General features: G+C 61.9%; 11 protein-coding genes. 6 read left to right on the forward strand and 5 right to left on the reverse strand.

All coding sequences use genetic code 11. The annotated features are described in order from the left end of the window. The first annotated feature begins 111 nt into the window (after nucleotides 1–111). The gene (locus tag JET17_RS19305; RefSeq protein WP_008091834.1) at nucleotides 112–423 is read left to right on the forward strand and encodes a DUF962 domain-containing protein; all 312 of its coding nucleotides are present in this window, start codon (nucleotides 112–114) and stop codon (nucleotides 421–423) included. 15 nt (nucleotides 424–438) lie between these two features. Here the strand turns inward: JET17_RS19305 and JET17_RS19310 are convergent, their stop codons facing one another. Next, nucleotides 439–1,251, reverse strand: coding sequence for a UDP-2,3-diacylglucosamine diphosphatase (locus JET17_RS19310; protein WP_012315625.1), 813 nt, complete (start codon nucleotides 1,249–1,251; stop codon nucleotides 439–441). Between the two features lie 126 nt (nucleotides 1,252–1,377). Between JET17_RS19310 and JET17_RS19315 the strand changes: the two genes are divergently transcribed. Continuing rightward, nucleotides 1,378–2,151, forward strand: coding sequence for a helix-turn-helix transcriptional regulator (locus JET17_RS19315; protein ID WP_012315626.1), 774 nt, complete (start codon nucleotides 1,378–1,380; stop codon nucleotides 2,149–2,151). Between the two features lie 110 nt (nucleotides 2,152–2,261). Beyond that, nucleotides 2,262–3,152, forward strand: a complete 891-nt coding sequence (locus JET17_RS19320) for a DMT family transporter (protein WP_012315627.1) — start codon at nucleotides 2,262–2,264, stop codon at nucleotides 3,150–3,152. Here JET17_RS19320 and JET17_RS19325 read toward each other — a convergent pair whose 3' ends face one another. After that, a complete protein-coding gene (locus tag JET17_RS19325; protein ID WP_012315628.1) occupies nucleotides 3,153–3,434 on the reverse strand; it encodes a SelT/SelW/SelH family protein in 282 nt (93 codons plus the stop codon). Between the two features lie 66 nt (nucleotides 3,435–3,500). On the opposite strand from JET17_RS19325, the gene JET17_RS19330 reads away from it, so the two are divergent. Beyond that, nucleotides 3,501–5,684, forward strand: coding sequence for a patatin-like phospholipase family protein (locus tag JET17_RS19330; protein WP_012315629.1), 2,184 nt, complete (start codon nucleotides 3,501–3,503; stop codon nucleotides 5,682–5,684). Nucleotides 5,685–5,705: 21 nt separating this feature from the next. Here the strand turns inward: JET17_RS19330 and JET17_RS19335 are convergent, their stop codons facing one another. Together JET17_RS19335 and recQ are read right to left on the reverse strand one after the other, a co-directional pair. Next, nucleotides 5,706–6,143: a MarR family transcriptional regulator gene (locus tag JET17_RS19335; protein ID WP_012315630.1), complete on the reverse strand. Its 438-nt coding sequence runs from the start codon at nucleotides 6,141–6,143 to the stop codon at nucleotides 5,706–5,708. A 141-nt stretch (nucleotides 6,144–6,284) separates the two neighbouring features. Next, entirely contained in the window at nucleotides 6,285–8,429 is a 2,145-nt protein-coding gene (gene recQ, locus JET17_RS19340; RefSeq protein ID WP_012315631.1) for a DNA helicase RecQ, read from the reverse strand. A 244-nt stretch (nucleotides 8,430–8,673) separates the two neighbouring features. Between recQ and JET17_RS19345 the strand changes: the two genes are divergently transcribed. Both JET17_RS19345 and JET17_RS19350 read left to right on the forward strand, forming a co-directional pair. Next, nucleotides 8,674–9,261 carry a YecA family protein gene (locus JET17_RS19345; RefSeq protein ID WP_012315632.1) on the forward strand — a complete coding sequence of 196 codons (588 nt, stop codon included), beginning with the start codon at nucleotides 8,674–8,676 and terminating at the stop codon, nucleotides 9,259–9,261. Between the two features lie 7 nt (nucleotides 9,262–9,268). Continuing rightward, complete coding sequence (locus tag JET17_RS19350; RefSeq protein WP_012315633.1) at nucleotides 9,269–9,634, forward strand: YbaN family protein; 366 nt, start codon at nucleotides 9,269–9,271, stop codon at nucleotides 9,632–9,634. Nucleotides 9,635–9,716: 82 nt separating this feature from the next. Here JET17_RS19350 and JET17_RS19355 read toward each other — a convergent pair whose 3' ends face one another. After that, nucleotides 9,717–17,291 (reverse strand): retention module-containing protein, encoded by a 7,575-nt coding sequence (locus JET17_RS19355; RefSeq protein ID WP_012315634.1) that lies wholly within the window; start codon nucleotides 17,289–17,291, stop codon nucleotides 9,717–9,719. Between the last annotated feature and the right edge of the window lie 348 nt (nucleotides 17,292–17,639).

Here is a 17,639-nt window from a genome sequence, read left to right on the forward strand (position 1 = left end):
ATACTCATTTGGCGCCTATTGTCACTGGTAGGCTCCGCCAATGACTCTAGACTCGATTCAGGCTCCACGCCGTGTATCCTGTCAAAAAGTGTCAATCTTGGAGCACTGCTCATGAACAGCACAGCGCAGTTTCGCAGTTTTGCCGAGTTCTACCCTTATTACCTGGGGGAGCACAGCAACCCCACCTGCCGGCGCCTGCACTTTGTCGGTACCAGCCTGGTGATCGCCCTGCTGGCGTACACGATCGGCAGCGGCAAATGGCTGCTGCTACTGGCTGTGCCGCTGTTCGGATATGGGTTTGCCTGGGTCGGGCACTTCTTTTTCGAAAAAAACCGCCCGGCAACCTTCAAGCATCCGCTGTACAGCCTGATTGGCGATTTCGCCATGTTCCGCGACATTCTGCTGGGCAGGATCAGCCTATAGTTTCTCGGGTGCCTATCACGCAGGTTCGCGCAACCCCGCAACGCCCTCTGCCTGCCGTAGCTGTGCGTCGGCCAGCCGGTACAGCTCGATACTGCCATCCCAATGCTCGATCAGCGCACTGCAGGATTCCACCCAATCGCCACAGTTGAGGTAATCCACATCCCCGACCTTGCGGATTTCGGCATGGTGGATATGCCCGCACACCACCCCGTGAAAGCCGCGACGGGTGCACTCATGGGCAATGGCATCCTCGAAATCGCTGATGAAGTTCACCGCGCCTTTGACCTTGTGTTTGAGGTAGGCCGAAAGCGACCAATAACCATAACCGTAGCGGGCCCGCCAGTGGTTGAGCCAGCGGTTGAGGACCAGCGTGAATTCGTAGGCACGGTCACCGAGAAAAGCCAGCCAGCGGTGATAACGGGTAATCACATCGAACTGGTCACCATGGATCACTAACAGCCGACGACCATCAGCGGTGAGATGCTCGGCCTCGTCCACTAACTGGATGTTGCCCAGAATCAGCCTGGAGTAGCGCCGCAGGAACTCATCATGGTTGCCCGTCACGTAGATCACCTCGGTGCCACGTTTGCTCATGGTCAACAAACGGCGGATCACGTTGGTGTGGGCCTGCGGCCAGTAGATACCGCCGCGCAGCTTCCAGCCATCGATGATGTCGCCGACCAGATAGATACGGTCGGCCTGGTAGCCTTTGAGAAAGCGCGACAGGTGTTCGGCCTGACAGTCGCGGGTGCCCAGATGCACGTCAGATATCCACAGGGTGCGTACGCGCTGCTTGCGTGACGGGCGAGAGAGTTCGGCATGGATCATGGGCGGGCTCCGGCGCTGTTTGCTGGAGACTGGCATCCGCACATGACAGGCTGGTGGCAGCGATGTGATCGGTGCTGGCCAGCCAGGAATACGGCACAATGGCGCTCTGCCCTGCGAGGACTCACCATGACCGCCGGCCCGATCCTTTCCCTTCGCCACTACCGCGACGACGTGATCGCCCACAGCCACGACCACCCACAGCTGGTATTCGGCCTGCGCGGCCGGCTGGACTTCGAGGTGCAAGGGCATGGGGCAAAGATCGACCGTCAAAGCCTGATCGTGGTGCCGGCCGGTGCCCATCACACCTGTGGCAGCGATGCCGGTAGCCACTGCCTGGTGCTCGATTTACCGAGCGATCATTGGCTGGACGAGCAACTCGGCAAGCATGCCAACGCCAGCCGCCGTCTGCTGGACCGCTCCGCCGCGATGGGCCTGGACGCTCACCAGCAGCATCTGGTGGACTGGCTCGCGGCAAGCCCGATGGACGATCCGCTGATCGCCCGCCAAGGGGCAGCGTTGCTGCTGGCCTGCCTCAACCCGGCGCCGACAGCCAACATCACACCCACCCATCGCCTGCCTTATGCTGCCTTCGACGGTCACATCGATCAGCACGCAGCCTACCCGCTGCAAGTGGCCGACCTGGCGAGAATCGCCGGGTTGTCCACTGCGCGGTTGCATGCACGATTTACTGCCGAGTGCGGCATGACACCTATGGATTACATTCGCCAGCGGCGCCTGCTCAAAGCGCGCAAGCTGGTTACCCAGACATTGCTGCCAATGGGCGAGATCGCCGCGCAGGTGGGATACAGCTCGCAAAGTGCGTTTTCAGCGGCGATGTTGCGCATGTTCGGGCGCATGCCGAGTGCATTGCGACGAGAATCTGGCGACAAAGAACGCTAGGGTGGCGACAGACCGCGTCTGTGGGTAGCTTTACACTGTGCCTGTCCCGGCCCCTTCGGGTAAACGCACAAAAAGGCCGGGCCTGACCAGACGGATTTCAAAGGACCACCATGAACCAGCGTACAGCCCTGGGCGCCCTGCACATCGGCGCACTGTTCTTCGGCCTGACCGGCGTGTTTGGCAAACTGGCCGCCAGCGCCAGCCCGGCCATCATCGTCTTCGGCCGTGCCGCCTTTGCCGTGTTCGCCCTGGCGCTGTTCGCCAGCCTCTCCGGCCCAGGCTGGCAGCGCCTGCGCAGCCAGGACGTACAGCGCCTCTTGCTGGGCGGTGTGCTGCTGGCCGGCCACTGGGTCAGCTTCTTCATCGCCGTCAAAGTCGGTGGCGTGGCTATCGCCACCCTCGGCTTCGCCAGTTTCCCGGCATTTACCGTGATACTCGAGGGGCTGCTGTTCCGCGAACGCATCCGCCGCAACGAAGCACTGCTGGTATTGCTGGTGAGCATCGGCCTGGTTCTGGTGACGCTCTCATTCGACCTAGCAAGCGAAGCCACGGGCGGACTGCTGTGGGCCCTGCTTTCCGGCCTGCTGTTCTCGCTGTTGTCGCTGACCAACCGGGCAGGCTCGGGGCGTTTGCCCGCCGTTCAGGCAGCGCTGTGGCAAAACCTCGTGGTCGGCCTGTGCCTGCTGCCGTTTGCTGTGCATGGTCTGGGCGCGGTGAAGCCCATGGATTGGCTGTGGATCGCCCTGCTAGGGGTTTTCTGCACGGGCGTCGCCCACAGCCTTTTCGTCGCCAGCCTGGCAGTGATCAAGGCGCGCACTGCCGCAGTAGTTTTCGCCATGGAACCGGTCTACGGCATCGCTGTTGCCTGGGTGGTATTCGCCGAAACACCAACCCTGCGCATGCTGCTGGGCGGCGCACTGATCATCTTCGCCATCGTGCTTTCCAGCCGCCTCGGCGCCGAGCAGCCGCCCAGACCACGTACCGTGGTCGAGGGCACCTGATCAGCGATCGGTGTGCCCAAGGTCGCGCTGCGGGTCGATCTGGTCACGCACACGCTGCTTGAGCACCTTGGCCTCGGGGAAACCACCGTCAGCCTTGCGCTCCCAGATCTGCACGCCATTGCAGGTGATGCGGAAGGTGCCGCCGGTAGCGGGCTCCAGTGCCACCCGGGCCAGGTCGTCGGCGAAGGTACTGAGCAGTTCCTGGGCCAGCCAGGCGGCGCGCAGCAGCCATTGGCACTGCGTGCAATATGTGATGACGATTTCCGGCTTGTTGTCGGCCATGGTGCGCTTTCTCCAGGTGGGGGCCGCTTATACTAGCGGTCTTTAGCCCCCTGTTTGAGACTCAAGATGCGCCGCCTGCTGTTCTGCCTTTTACTGACGCTCAGCTCATTCACCGTGCTCGCCGAGGCGGCACGCCCCAAGGTCGGCCTGGTACTCTCCGGGGGCGCCGCCCGTGGCCTGGCCCACATCGGCGTACTCAAGGCCCTGGAGGAACAGGGCGTGCGCATCGACGCCATCGCCGGCACCAGCATGGGCGCAGTGGTTGGCGGCCTGTATGCATCCGGCTACAGCATCGATGAGCTGGAAAAGCTCGCCACCACGCTCGACTGGCAGCAGGCGTTGTCAGATGCTCCACCGCGCAAGGACGTGCCTTTCCGGCGCAAGCAGGATGACCGTGACTTTCTGGTCAAGCAGAAGCTGAGTTTTCGAGACGACGGCAGCCTCGGCCTGCCACTGGGGGTGATTCAGGGCCAGAACCTCGCACTGCTGCTGGAAAGCAAGCTGGCCCACACAGCCGATACCCGCGATTTCGACAAGTTGCCGATACCGTTCCGCGCCGTGGCAACCGACATCGCCAGCGGCGAGAAGGTGGTATTCCGCCGCGGCCACCTACCCCAAGTGATCCGCGCCAGCATGTCGATCCCGGCGGTCTTCGCCCCGGTCGAGCTTGATGGGCGCCTGCTGGTGGATGGCGGCATGGTCGACAACATACCCGTGGATGTGGCCCGGGACATGGGCGTTGATCTGGCCATCGTCGTCGATATCGGCACCCCGCTGCGTGACCGCAAGCAACTGGCCACGGTGGTGGATGTACTCAACCAGTCGATCACCCTGATGACCCGGCGCAACTCCGAAGAACAACTGGCCAGTTTGCATAGGGATGACATCCTCATCCAGCCACAGCTGGCCGCGTTCGGCGTCACCGACTTTGGCCGCGCGCGCGACATGATCGAGGCCGGCTACCGTGCAACCCGCCTGCTCGACCCTCGCCTGGCTGCCCTGCGCCAGCCTGAAGGCGATGCCGAACTGGCCATGGCACGCTCACCGCGCCAGCGCACCCCGATGATCACCGCCATCAAGGTGGAGAACGATTCCAAGGTCAGCGATGACGTGATCCGCTATTACATCCGCCAGCCGATCGGCGAGCCGCTGGAACTCGACCGCCTGCAAACCGACATGGGCACCCTGTATGGCCTGGACTACTTCGACCGTGTGCAATACCGCGTGGTCCATAAAGGCAACGACAACACTTTAGTGATCAACGCCCGTGGCAAGCGCGGCGGCACCGATTACCTGCGCCTGGGCCTGAACCTGTCGGACGACCTGCGCGGGGACAGCGCCTTCAACCTGGGCGCCAGCTATCGGGTCAATGGTATCAACCAGTTGGGCGCCGAGTGGCTGACGCGCGCGCAGATCGGTGACAAGCAGGAGCTCTACAGCGAGTTCTACCAGCCGCTTGACGTGGGTTCACGCTATTTCATCGCACCTTATCTGGACTTCGGCTCACAGAACATCGAAGCCACCCTGGATAGCGATCCGGTAGCCGAATACCGTCTCGAGCGCTATGGCTTCGGCCTCAACGTCGGCCGCCAGATCGGCACCTATGGCGAAGTGCGCCTGGGTGCGGGCAAGGCCTGGGGCGAGGCCGAGGTGCGCATTGGTGAACAGGACCTGCCCAAGGTCAGTTTCAACGAAGGTTTCTACGAGCTGAAATACTCGTTCGACACGCTCGACAATGTGTACTTCCCGCACAGTGGCGAGAATATAGGCCTGACCCTGCGCAAATACGACAAATCGCTGGACTCGGACGCGGACTATCGCCAGTGGATGTTCAATCTGGACAAGGCTTTGAGCAGCGGGCCGAACACGCTGGTGCTCGGTGGTGGGTATGGACGCACGCTCGACGACACCGAAGTCGTGACGTCGAGCTTTGTGCTTGGCGGGGCGCGCCAACTGTCCGGGTTCCGCCAGGACTCGGTATCAGGGCAGAACGTGAGCCTGCTGCGCATGGTCTATTACCGCCGCCTCACGCCGCGTTCCTATCTGCCGCTGGACTTCCCGCTTTACATAGGCGGGTCACTGGAGCGCGGACGGGCGTGGAACAACGACAACGAGTTCGACAGTGGCTACATCAATGCCGCCAGTATCTTCCTGGGCCTAGACACGCCACTCGGGCCGTTGAGCCTCAGCTATGGAGCCAACAGTGCGGATGAGCAGGCAATCTACTTGAACCTGGGGAATACATTCTGAGCTTTAAGCCCGAACCGGGCCTCAGGATTTTTCCAGGTTGGCCAAAATTTTCGCATGCACCCGCATGCACACATCCAGGTCAGCCTCATCAACTCCGGTGAACAATTCCAGGCGCAAGGCATTGGCGATAGTTTCGATCTGCTCGATCAGCGGCTTGGCCGGAGGACACAACTGGATTTTCTTCGCCCGCCGGTCCTCAAGCACCGCCTGGCGTCGAACCAGGCCCTGGCTTTCCAGGCTGTCTAGCAGACGCGCCAAGGTCGGGCCTTCAACGCCTACACTTTGCGCCAGCTCGCGCTGGGTCGGCGCTTCTTCAAAACGAGCCAGGTGCAGCAACACCAGCCAGCGCGCCTGGGACAGGTTGAGCCCGGCCAGGCGGCGATCCAGTTCGGCACGCCAGCCACGGGACATCTGGGCCAGCTGCATGCCGAAACGGTGTTGGTTGTCGGTCAGGGGCATAAACAACTCATTGACTAGAACTAATTATTAGTCAGCTAACCATGCCCCGGGCCATCAGGCAAGACTGCCCTACCCGCAAACGCCTGAAAATCGTCAAAAAGGATGACATTGATCAGCGGATGTCCGAAATGTCTTCCATCGTCAAAGCTCAAATTCCGCAGCCAGCGCAGCGCGCACGCAGTACAGCACACCCTCGGGTATGCGCGCGCCGAACAGCGGAGCAATGGCCGAGACAGGTGGCAGCTCGCCTTCGCCATCAAGGAAGGCATCCTGCACTTCCATCATCAAGTCTTCAGGCAGGTCCAGTGCCTGGTCCAGGCTCAGTTCCTGGCGACCAATAGCCTCGGCCAGCAGGCTGTAGACGTTCTTTTCGCTGCAATTGAGCTGGCCGGCGATTTGCGCCGGGGTCATGCCGGCACGGGCCAGGCTGACCAGTTCGTGGCGCAGATCGAGTACCACCTTGGGCGCCTCGGTGGTGCCACCGGCGTCATTGAGCACTTCGAGGAAGGCCTGGCCGTAGCGCTCCAGCTTGCGCGCCCCCACGCCGCTGACCTGAGCCATGTCGCTGAGGCTGGCCGGCTGGCTGCGCAGCATCTCCAGCAGCGTGGAGTCCGGGAAGATGACATAAGGCGGCACGCTGTGCTCTTCGGCCAGTTTGCGACGCAACGTGCGCAGCGCTTCCCACAGTTCGCGCTCTTCGGCGCGCACCAGCTGGCTGGCCGGGCTGCCGCCGCCGGAGGCCGTTTTAGCCACTGTCTGCGGCTTGAGGTCGCGACGCAACTGTAAGGTCACTTCGCCGCGCAGCAGCGGCCTGCAGCTGTCGGACAGGCGCAGGCCACCGTAGCCTTCCAGATCGATGTCGACCAGGCCGCGCGCCACCAACTGGCGGAACAGCGAACGCCATTCAACCTCGGCCATCGCCTTGCCAACACCAAACACCGAGAGTTTCTCGTGACCGAAATTGCGCACCTTCTCGGTATCCTTGCCCAGCAGCACATCGATCAGGTGGCCGACACCGTAACGCTGGCCGGTACGGAACACCGCCGACAGGGCCTGGCGCGCAGGCTCGGTGGCATCCCAGGTCTGGATCTGGTCGACGCAGTTGTCGCAATGCCCGCAGGGCTGTTCGAGTACTTCATCGAAATAGGCCAGCAACGCCTGGCGGCGACAACGGGTTTCCTCGCACAGTGCAAGCATGGCGTCGAGCTTGTGTTGCTCAACGCGCTTGTGGCGCTCGTCCCCATCGGAGTTCTGCAGCATCTGTTTGAGCATCACCATGTCCTGCAGGCCGTAGGCCATCCAGGCATCGGACGGCAGGCCATCGCGGCCGGCACGCCCCGTCTCCTGGTAATAGGCCTCGAGCGACTTGGGCAGGTCGAGGTGGGCGACGAAGCGTACGTTGGGCTTGTCGATGCCCATGCCGAAGGCGATGGTGGCGACCATGATCAGCCCTTCCTCGTTGAGGAAGCGGTGCTGGTTGGCCGAACGGGTTTCAGCAGCCAGGCCGGCGTGGTACGGCAACGCCGGGAAGCCTTGGTCGCACAGGTAGGCAGCGGTCTCATCGACCTTCTTGCGTGACAGGCAGTAGACGATACCGGCGTTGCCGCGGCGCTCGCCGAGGAAGGCCATCAACTGCTTGCGCGGCGACTCCTTGGGCACGATGCGGTAGAAGATATTTGGCCGATCGAAGCTCGACAGGAAGCGTTCGGCGCCCTGCAGGTGCAGGCGCTGGACGATTTCCTCGCGGGTACGCATGTCGGCGGTGGCGGTCAGGGCGATGCGCGGCACATGCGGGAACAGCTCGGCCAACTGGCCCAGTTGCAAGTACTCCGGGCGGAAATCGTGGCCCCATTGCGAAACGCAGTGGGCCTCGTCGATGGCGAACAGGGAAACGTCCAGACCGCGAAGGAAATCCAGCATCCGCGGCTGCACCAGGCGCTCAGGCGCCAGGTAAAGCATCTTCACTTCACCGCGGCGCAGGCGCCCGGCGAGATCACGCTGTTGTTCCGCACTGAGGGTAGAGTTCAGGGCCGCAGCCGCGACCCCGAGTTCATCGAGAGTAGCGACCTGATCGTCCATCAGCGCGATCAGCGGCGACACCACCACGGTCAGGCCCGGGCGCAACAGCCCCGGTACCTGAAAACACAGCGACTTGCCGCCACCGGTGGGCATCAGCACCAGGGCATCGCCGCCATTGGCCACGCATTCGATGATTGCTGCCTGGCGCCCACGGAAACTGTCGTAACCGAAGATATCCTTGAGAACGCGCTGAGCCTGTTCGAGCATGTGCAACTCCACAAATCGCCGTACCATCCTGGACACAGGCTGGACGAAAAACCCGCTCCGCACACGCCAAATGCGTAAGCGGCTTTTGCCAGAGGCCGGGGAAACCCGCTCCTGGGTGAAAAACCGCGAAGTATACCCCAGTGCCAGCCTGTGCAGGATGCCCGGTGACAGACGTTCCCTTTGCCCCGCCATCGCCGCAAGGTGCTAGAATTCACTATCGTTTATTCCCCAAGGTAGCCCTGTAATGTCCTTCGCCGAGCAACTGACCCGCCTGCAAGCCTTCCTCGACGCCGACGAGCTGCACGAAGAAGCGCTGGACTACGTCGCCGCCCACGGCTACCTGACCGCGCTGTCGATCTGCTCGGAAGACGTCCCCGAGCGTGAATGGATCGACGCGCTGTTCGCCGAAGAGCCCCATTACGCCAGCGATGCCCAGCGCACCGAGATCGAAGCTACCCTGGTGGCACTGAAGGGCCACATCGCCCGTCAACTGGCCAGCGATGAAGAATTCGACCTGCCGTGCGACCTGGACCTGACCGACGAGCCGGACGATTCCGACCTGCGCGGCTGGTGCATCGGCTTCATGGAAGGCGTTTTCCTGCGTGAAGAGGCCTGGTTCGAGAACGCCGAAGAAGAAGTCAGCGAGATGCTGCTGCCGATCATGGTCGGTTCGGGCCTGTTCGACGAACAACCGGAATTCGCCGACATCGCCAGCAATGCCAACCTGCAGGACGACATGATCGTGCAGATCCCAGAGGCGCTGAGCGCGTTGTTCCTGCTGCTGCACGCGCCTGACGAGAAGCCTGCGCTGCTCAAGCCACGCCACCACTGAGTCGGCTGTGCGCTACCTGCTGCTGGCCATAGGCTGGCTCAGCGTCGCGCTGGGGGTGCTGGGGATCTTCCTGCCGGTGTTGCCCACCACCCCTTTTCTGCTGCTGGCGGCGGCCTGCTTCGCCCGCAGCTCGCCACGCTTTCATCACTGGCTGGTCAACCACCCCACACTGGGGCCGTGGATCCGCGACTACCTGAGCGGTGAAGGTATCCCCTTGAAGGGCAAGGTATACGCCATCGGCCTGATGTGGGCGAGCATCGGCCTGTCCTGCTACCTGGTGCCCCTGTTCTGGGCACGGGCATTCATGCTGACCAGTGCGGTGCTTGTGAGCCTGTACATCCTCAAGCAGAAGACATTGCACCGGCCAGGCTGAACAGCGCAGCCGGCTCTGGCGCTATCGCCGGCAATCCGGAGATAGCGCCACAAGCTTCAAGCAAACTTGCAGGCCGCGCAGCTCACACCGTGTCCACCTTCAACGAATGATCATCGATCATCCCGTTGATGATGGTCGCCGTATCCGGCCCCGCCGATATCACCCCGCCCGCCCCTGCCGTCACACCGTAGTGCTGCGCGAGGTCAACGCCGGCCAGGTCGATCGTCTGCGTCGGCGCCGCCCCCGCCACGCTGCTCACTTCGATGGTCGATACCACAGTCGCCCCGGCGCCACTGACCTTGAAGTGCAGGTAGTCATCCAGGGACGCCGCCGTGGCGTGTTCACCCTGCAACAGCTGCGACAGGTCGAGCTTGTCGCTGCCTGGGGTGAAATCGTTGAGCGTGTCATGGCCGCTGTCGTTCTTCTGCCATACGAACGTGTCGCTGCCATTGCCACCGGTCAAAATGTCATTGCCGCCTCCCCCTGTGAGCACATCATTGCCTGCACCGCCGTTGAGCACGTTGTCGGCACTGTTGCCGATCAAGGTGTCGCCAAAGTCCGAGCCGATCAGGTTGTAAATGCCACTCAAGGTTTCAACGCCCGCACCTCCTGTGTCCTGCGGCCCTTCAAGGCTGAGGTCGACGGTGACCGCGCCCTCGGCTTGAGCATAGTCAGCCGTAGCGCTCGCCCCCTGGGCAGCGGCGGCATGCGCTTCAAGCGACGCAATGTCGATGACTCCAGCAGTGAAGTGCTCACTGCCAGCGCCCGTGAGCGGGGCCGCGTCCTGCGCATTGGCGTAGTCGAGGACCATGTTAAGTGTGTAGCTCTCGCTGCCTTTGCCTGCACCCAACGGGTCGCTGAGGTGAATGCTGTACACCCCGTCATGGCTGGCAGTGAAGCTGTCGCCTGAGGCGATGGCCTGGTAGCTGCCACCGGCATCCTTCCACTGCATTGCCAGGTCGCCGCCATCGGGCGTGTGATTCAGCTGCAGGGCTTCACCTTTGCGCAGGGTGACATTGATCACTTCTTCGGCATTGCCTTGGGCGTTGACCATGCCGGACGCGCCCAGGTAGCCGAGCACCACCAGCGCCGCGGTCATGCTGCTGGTATCGAGGGTGAACGCGCTGCGATCGACAACCCGTTGCTCCTGCCCCCTACCGTACCCGGCGCCACATTCGGCTATCGAATTGTCGTGCACGTTGATCGTGATGGTCGCGGTGCTTTCGTCACCATCAGCATCACGAATGGTGTAGACGAAGGTGTCGGTAGCATCCCGCGGTGCCACGACGCTCGGGTCGGAGTGGTAAACCGCATTCCCCCTGGCGTCCAGTATGAGGAAACCATACTGGCCAACCACCTGGCTGCCGAGCTGACCTATAGCCGAGGTGCAGGTGTCATCGCCAGCGCGTACGCCCACCACGTAGCCGCAATCGCCCGGCACGTCAGCGCCGATCACATCGTTGGACAGGACATTGCCACGCACCTCCTCACCTTTGCTGACACTTACAAAATCGCAATGGGCCTGCGGCACGTCATCCACGATAGTGATGGTGACACTGCTGGTGGTCCAGTTACCTTGCGTATCCTCGACCCTGTAAGTAAACGACTCACCGACGGTATTGGCACCATCGTTGGCATGGGTCGGCGAATTCGCTGGCGAAGTCAGGGTGTAGGTGTAGGAGCCGTCTGCGTTCAGGTGGATCTGACCGTACTCGCCTATGCCATTGCCTATCAGGCTGTAGGTCAAAGCACCGACGCCGCCACCGACCTGTCCGACCAGGCTGCCGACAGCCGTTTCGGCAGTCGAGCAAGACTCACTGCCGTTGACACTCCCTGCCGCCAGGTCGTGGCCATCCTTGGTCAGGTCAAGCGCTTTTTCGTAAACCGTGACCCCACCGTCGCCACAGGGTTGAAGCGACTGGTCATGTACGTTGATGGTCACGGTAGCGGTACTTTCGTCGCCGTCGGCATCGCGAATGGTGTAAACAAAGGTGTCGAGCGCATCCCGCGGCGCTACGGCATTGGGGTTGGAGTGATACTCGGCGTTGCCCTTGGCATCGAGGGTCAGGTAGCCGTACTGCCCATACACATGGCTGTCGAGCTGGCCGCTGGCAGAGGTGGAGGTGTCATGCCCCGCGCGCACGCCAATCACATAGGCGCCGTCACTCGAGGTATCGGCACCCACCACATCGTTATACATCACGTTGCCGCGCACGATGTCGCCCTTGCCCACGCTGACGAAATCGCAATGGGCTTGCGGGACGTCATCGACGATGGTGATGCTGACGCTGCTGGTGGTCCAGTTGCCCACCGTGTCCTGCACCCGGTAGGTGAAGGATTCGGTGACGGTATTGGCGCCGTCGTTGGCATGGTTCGGCGAGTTCGCCGGCGAGGTAAGGGTGTAGGTATATGAACCATCAGCATTGAGGAGCAACTGGCCGTATTGGCCAACGGCATCACCGACCAAGGTGTAGGTCAACGCCCCCACGCCTCCTGCGACCTGGCCGACCAGGCTGCCGGAAGCGGTCTCGCGGGTCGACTCGGGGTGGCTGCCGGTGACAGTTCCAGCAGCCAGGTCGTGGCCATCCCGATGCAGGTCCAGCGCGTTTTCGTAGACCTTGACGCCCCCGTCACCACATGGCTGCAGTGAAGGGTTGTGCACATTGATGGTGATGGTCGTGGTGCTCTCGTCGCCGTCGGCATCACGAACGGTGTAGACGAAAGTATCCAGCGCATCCCGCGGCGCTACGGCATCGGGATTGGAGTGGTACTCGGCATTGCCTTGGGCATCGATGATCAGATAGCCGTACTGGCCATGCACCTGACTGTCGAGCTGGCCGAGCGCAGAGCTTGAGGTATCGTTGCCAGCGCGCACGCCTACCACGTACTTGCCATCGCTCAGGGTGTCGGCACCGACCACATCGTTGTACATGACATTGCCGCTGACCACATCACCTTTGGCGACACTGACGAAATCGGCGTTAGCCGTCGGTACATCGTCGACGATGCTGATGACGATCGTGCTGGTGGTCGAATTACCCTGAGAATCCTGCACCTGGTAGGTGAAGGTTTCAGTCACGGTATTGGCGCCGTCGTTGGCATGGGTCGGCGAGTTCGCTGGCGAGGTCAGGGTGTAGGTGTAGGAGCCATCAGCGTTCAGCAGGATCTGACCGTACTGGCCGACAGCATTGCCGACCAAGGTGTAGGTCAGTGCGCCGACCCCGCCACTGGTCGAGCCGGCCAGGGTGCCAGAGGCCGTTTCCTGGTGCGATGCTGGGTCACTGCCAGTCACAGTGCCGGCGGCCAGGTCGCCACCGTCCTTGTGCAGGTCCAGAGCTTTCTCGTAGACCGTGACGTCGTGGTCCGCGCAGGTCATCAACGAACTATGCACATTGATGGTTATGGTCGTGGTGCTTTCGTCGCCATCGGCGTCGCGAATGGTATAGACGAAGGTATCGACGGCATCCCGCGGCGAGGTGACGTTGGGGTTGGAGTGGTACTCGGCGTTGCCTTGGGCATCGATGGTCAGGTAGCCGTACTGGCCGTTGACCTGGGTGTTGAGCTGGCCGATAGCCGACGTGGAGGTATCGCTACCGGCACGCACGCCGACCACATACTGGCCGTCGCTGCGGATGTCAGCGCCCACCACGTCGTTGTACATCACATTGCCGTACACCACATCGCCCTTGGCCACGCTGACGAAATCGCTGTTGGCTGTAGGCACGTCGTCGACGATGGTTATGACGATGGTGCTGGTGGTCGAATTACCCAGTGAGTCCTGGACCTGGTAGGTGAAGGTTTCGGTTACGGTGTTGGCGCCGTCGTTGGCATGGGTCGGGGAGTTCGCTGGCGAGGTCAGCGTATAGGTGTAGGAGCCATCAGCATTGAGCTGAATCTGGCCGTATTGGCCTACGGCATTTCCGACCAGTGCGTAGGTGAGCGCACCTACCCCGCCGCTGGCTGAACCGACCAATGTGCCGGATGTGGTTTCCTGGCTCGAACCCGGGTCGCTCCCGGTGACATTGCCGGCGGCCAGGTCGTTACCGTCCTTTTGCAGGTCCAGTGCTTTCTCGTGAACAGTGATGTCACGATCTTCGCAAGCCATCAACGAATTGTGCACGTTGATGGTGATGGTAGTGGTGCTTTCGTCGCCATCGGCGTCGCGAATGGTATAGACGAAGGTATCGACGGCATCCCGTGGTGAGGTGACATTGGGGTTGGAGTGGTACTCGGCGTTGCCCTGGGCATCGATGGTCAGGTAGCCGTACTGGCCATTGACCTGGGTGTTGAGCTGGCCGATAGCCGACGTGGAGGTATCGCTACCGGCGCGCACACCGACCACATATTGGCCGTCGCCACGGATGTCAGCGCCAACCACGTCGTTGTACATCACGTTGCCATACACCACACCGCCTTTAGCCACGGTAGCCTGATCGTCATCAGCCTGAGGTAGATCGTCGACGATATTCACGTCCAGGCTGCCAGTCGCAGTACTGCCATCGACATCCTTGGCGATCACCTGGAACACTTCGCTGATGCTGCCCTCCCCGCCGGGGTGGTTTTCATTGTCCACCAAGGTGTAGCTGTAGCTCACCACACCCGTCGCCGGGTCATACCCGGTCACGGTCAGGGTATTGCCTTCAGGCGTGACGATCGATTGCGGGAAGCCTGCCGCCACACCACCACTGACCACACTGATGCCACCCACGCTCAGGCTCTGCAAACCGTCTGGTGCGGTGATCTTGAAGGTGCCCTGTTGGGTCAGGGCGCCGGCATCGGGTGCGCTGCCGTCCTGCAGGTTGCTTTCAGATACCGTCAGCTCGCCGCCCTGCACGCCGAGCCCATCCAGCGTCACCGGGTCGTTGAGGTTGGTCACGTTCAGCGTCAGTGTCGCGCTGCTGGTGTCGCCGTCGGCGTCCTTGATCGTGTAGGTGAAACTCTCCACGCCCTGGCCACCGCCGCCCAGGCTCATGAAGTCCGGGTCGCTGGTGTTCAGGGTGTAGGTGTAGGAACCGTCTGCGGCCAGCACCAAGGTGCCGTAAGTACCGGTGAAGGTCCCGGCGATTACCGGGCCACCGGGCACACGGTCGGCGCCCTGCACGTCATTGCCCAGTACATTCCCGGTCAGTTCGGTTTGCTGTTCGGTGGCGGCAACCGCATTGCTGTCATCCACGGCTTGGGGCACATCGTCACGGATGTTCACATCCAGGCTGCCGGTCGCAGTACTGCCATCGACATCCTTGGCGATCACCTGGAACACTTCGCTGATGCTGCCCTCCCCGCCGGGGTGGTTTTCGTTGTCCACCAAGGTGTAGCTGTAGCTCACCACACCCGTCGCCGGGTCATACCCGGTCACGGTCAGGGTGTTGCCTTCAGGTGTGACGATCGACTGCGGGAAGCCCGCCGCCACACCACCACTGACCACACTGATGCCACCCACGCTCAGGCTCTGCAGACCGTCTGGCGCGGTGATCTTGAAGGTGCCCTGTTGGGTCAGGGCGCCGGCATCGGGTGCGCTGCCGTCCTGCAGGTTGCTTTCAGATACCGTCAGCTCGCCGCCCTGCACGCCGAGCCCATCCAGCGTCACCGGGTCGTTGAGGTTGGTCACGTTCAGCGTCAGTGTCGCGCTGCTGGTGTCGCCGTCGGCGTCCTTGATCGTGTAGGTGAAACTCTCCACGCCCTGGCCACCGCCGCCCAGGCTCATGAAGTCCGGGTCGCTGGTGTTCAGCGTGTAGGTATAGGAACCGTCTGCGGCCAGCACCAAGGTGCCGTAAGTACCGGTGAAGGTCCCGGCGATTACCGGGCCACCGGGCACACGGTCGGCGCCCTGCACGTCATTGCCCAGTACATTCCCGGTCAGTTCGGTTTGCTGTTCGGTAGCGGCAACCGCATTGCTGTCATCCACGGCTTGGGGCACATCGTCACGGATGGTCACATCCAGGCTGCCGGTCGCAGTACTGCCATCGACATCCTTGGCGATCACCTGGAACACTTCGCTGATGCTGCCCTCCCCGCCGGGGTGGTTTTCGTTGTCCACCAAGGTGTAGCTGTAGCTCACCACACCCGTCGCCGGGTCATACCCGGTCACGGTCAGGGTGTTGCCTTCAGGTGTGACGATCGACTGCGGGAAGCCTGCCGCCACACCACCACTGACCACACTGATGCCACCCACGCTCAGGCTCTGCAAACCGTCTGGTGCGGTGATCTTGAAGGTGCCCTGCTGGGTCAGGGCGCCGGCATCGGGTGCGCTGCCGTCCTGCAGGTTGCTTTCAGATACCGTCAGCTCGCCGCCCTGCACGCCGAGCCCATCCAGCGTCACCGGGTCGTTGAGGTTGGTCACGTTCAGCGTCAGTGTCGCGCTGCTGGTGTCGCCGTCGGCGTCCTTGATCGTGTAGGTGAAACTCTCCACGCCCTGGCCACCGCCGCCCAGGCTCATGAAGTCCGGGTCGCTGGTGTTCAGCGTGTAGGTATAGGAACCGTCTGCGGCCAGCACCAAGGTGCCGTAAGTACCGGTGAAGGTCCCGGCGATTACCGGGCCACCGGGCACACGGTCGGCGCCCTGTACGTCATTGCCCAGTACATTCCCGGTCAGTTCGGTTTGCTGTTCGGTAGCGGCAACCGCATTGCTGTCATCCACGGCTTGGGGTACATCGTCACGCAGGACCACGTCCAGCGACCCTTGGGCAACATCGCCGTCGCTGTCGCTGACCAGTACCGGCAAGTGTTCGCTCTGTGAGTTGTTGCCCGCGCCCTCGACGTGCTGCTCGGCACCGGTCAGGGTGTAGCTGTAGCTCACCACGCCCGTTGCAGGGTTATACCCGGTAATGGTCAGGGTGTTGCCCAGGCCCGTGGTGATCGATTGACCAACACCGGTCACCACACCAGCCGTCACCACGTTGATGCCACCCACACTGAGGTTGTACACCCCGTCAGGTGCCAGCACGGTAAAGCTGCCTTGCTGAGTCAGAGTTGCGGGGTTGCTGGCCGACCCCAGGGGCAGATTGGCCTCATCCAAAATCAGCTCGGCGGGGCTCACATTCAACCCGGAGAGCTCTACCGGACGGTCTTCGTCGACCGGCGGGATGGGTGGATTGGGCGGCAGGCCACCATCGCCACCGTTGCCAGCCCCCAAGGAGTCGCGCCCACTGCCGTCCAGGCCACCCACATAGCGGTTCGCCAATTCAGGAATGCCATTGAAACCGGCAGTGGGAAAACCAACCACCGGATCAACCCGATCCGCCACTTCGGTAAGCAACACAAAACTGTGGCCACCGCCCAGTGCGCCTGGCGCGCCGTTGCCGCCATTTCCCGCGGCAGGGGCTTCGGTGTTGACACTAGGGTCGTCGCCGGCGGCAATCGCCCGCTGAATACGCTCGACATCGCTCAATTGCGCCTCGCTCGGCGCAACGTCCTGAGTCTGTACAGGGGCTGCCTGGTTAGCCAGGAGCTCTTGGGTCATCGCCAGGCTGCTGTCGCGGCCGAGTGTCAGCTCGGCGCCATTATCCAAGCGTACAGCCACGGCGCCTGCGAGCCCCGTTTGCAACTGCTCGCCCGCATATAGGCGGTCGCCCTCGATCAGAGGACGCCGGCTGCCATCGCTGCCAACGGCGAATACTTGCCCCATCACCTTACTGACCACACCGACTAACTTAGCCATGAGCGCACGCCTCCCTAACCGATTGGCTACACAGCCAACAACATGGCAGATGGAGGTCAACGGCTTCGCGTCCGAATGTCTCAACCATGAGAATCGTGCTCGAAGGTCACTGATTTGGCGATAGTCATAATGTAAATTTGCCACCATCTGATGCCAAATTTTTGTCGCCAAATTCCGCTTTTACCTACCTACCCCACGTCCTTAGCTATAAAAAATCTGGAACTCAGTGCGATGCAGGAAACTCGCAGGCTACAGCGGCTTCCGAAATCACTTGATTGAAACAATGTCTTGGTTTCGATAGACCGCATAAGTTTTTTTTCGCATAGGGCTTATGAAAAAATCTTCTTA

The sequence above is a fragment of the Pseudomonas putida genome (genome assembly GCF_016406145.1).
GTDB classification, from domain to species: Bacteria; Pseudomonadota; Gammaproteobacteria; order Pseudomonadales; family Pseudomonadaceae; genus Aquipseudomonas; species Aquipseudomonas putida_E.

What these genes read in the sequence shown, in the direction of transcription:
- JET17_RS19315 (WP_012315626.1), top strand. Translation starts at nt 1,378, where the DNA reads ATGACCGCCGGCCCGATCCTTTCCCTTCGCCACTACCGCGACGACGTG.
- JET17_RS19330 (WP_012315629.1), top strand. Translation starts at nt 3,501, where the DNA reads ATGCGCCGCCTGCTGTTCTGCCTTTTACTGACGCTCAGCTCATTCACC.
- JET17_RS19325 (WP_012315628.1), bottom strand. Translation starts at nt 3,434, where the DNA reads ATGGCCGACAACAAGCCGGAAATCGTCATCACATATTGCACGCAGTGC.
- recQ (WP_012315631.1), bottom strand. Translation starts at nt 8,429, where the DNA reads ATGCTCGAACAGGCTCAGCGCGTTCTCAAGGATATCTTCGGTTACGAC.
- JET17_RS19310 (WP_012315625.1), bottom strand. Translation starts at nt 1,251, where the DNA reads ATGATCCATGCCGAACTCTCTCGCCCGTCACGCAAGCAGCGCGTACGC.
- JET17_RS19335 (WP_012315630.1), bottom strand. Translation starts at nt 6,143, where the DNA reads ATGCCCCTGACCGACAACCAACACCGTTTCGGCATGCAGCTGGCCCAG.
- JET17_RS19320 (WP_012315627.1), top strand. Translation starts at nt 2,262, where the DNA reads ATGAACCAGCGTACAGCCCTGGGCGCCCTGCACATCGGCGCACTGTTC.
- JET17_RS19305 (WP_008091834.1), top strand. Translation starts at nt 112, where the DNA reads ATGAACAGCACAGCGCAGTTTCGCAGTTTTGCCGAGTTCTACCCTTAT.
- JET17_RS19355 (WP_012315634.1), bottom strand. Translation starts at nt 17,291, where the DNA reads ATGGCTAAGTTAGTCGGTGTGGTCAGTAAGGTGATGGGGCAAGTATTC.
- JET17_RS19345 (WP_012315632.1), top strand. Translation starts at nt 8,674, where the DNA reads ATGTCCTTCGCCGAGCAACTGACCCGCCTGCAAGCCTTCCTCGACGCC.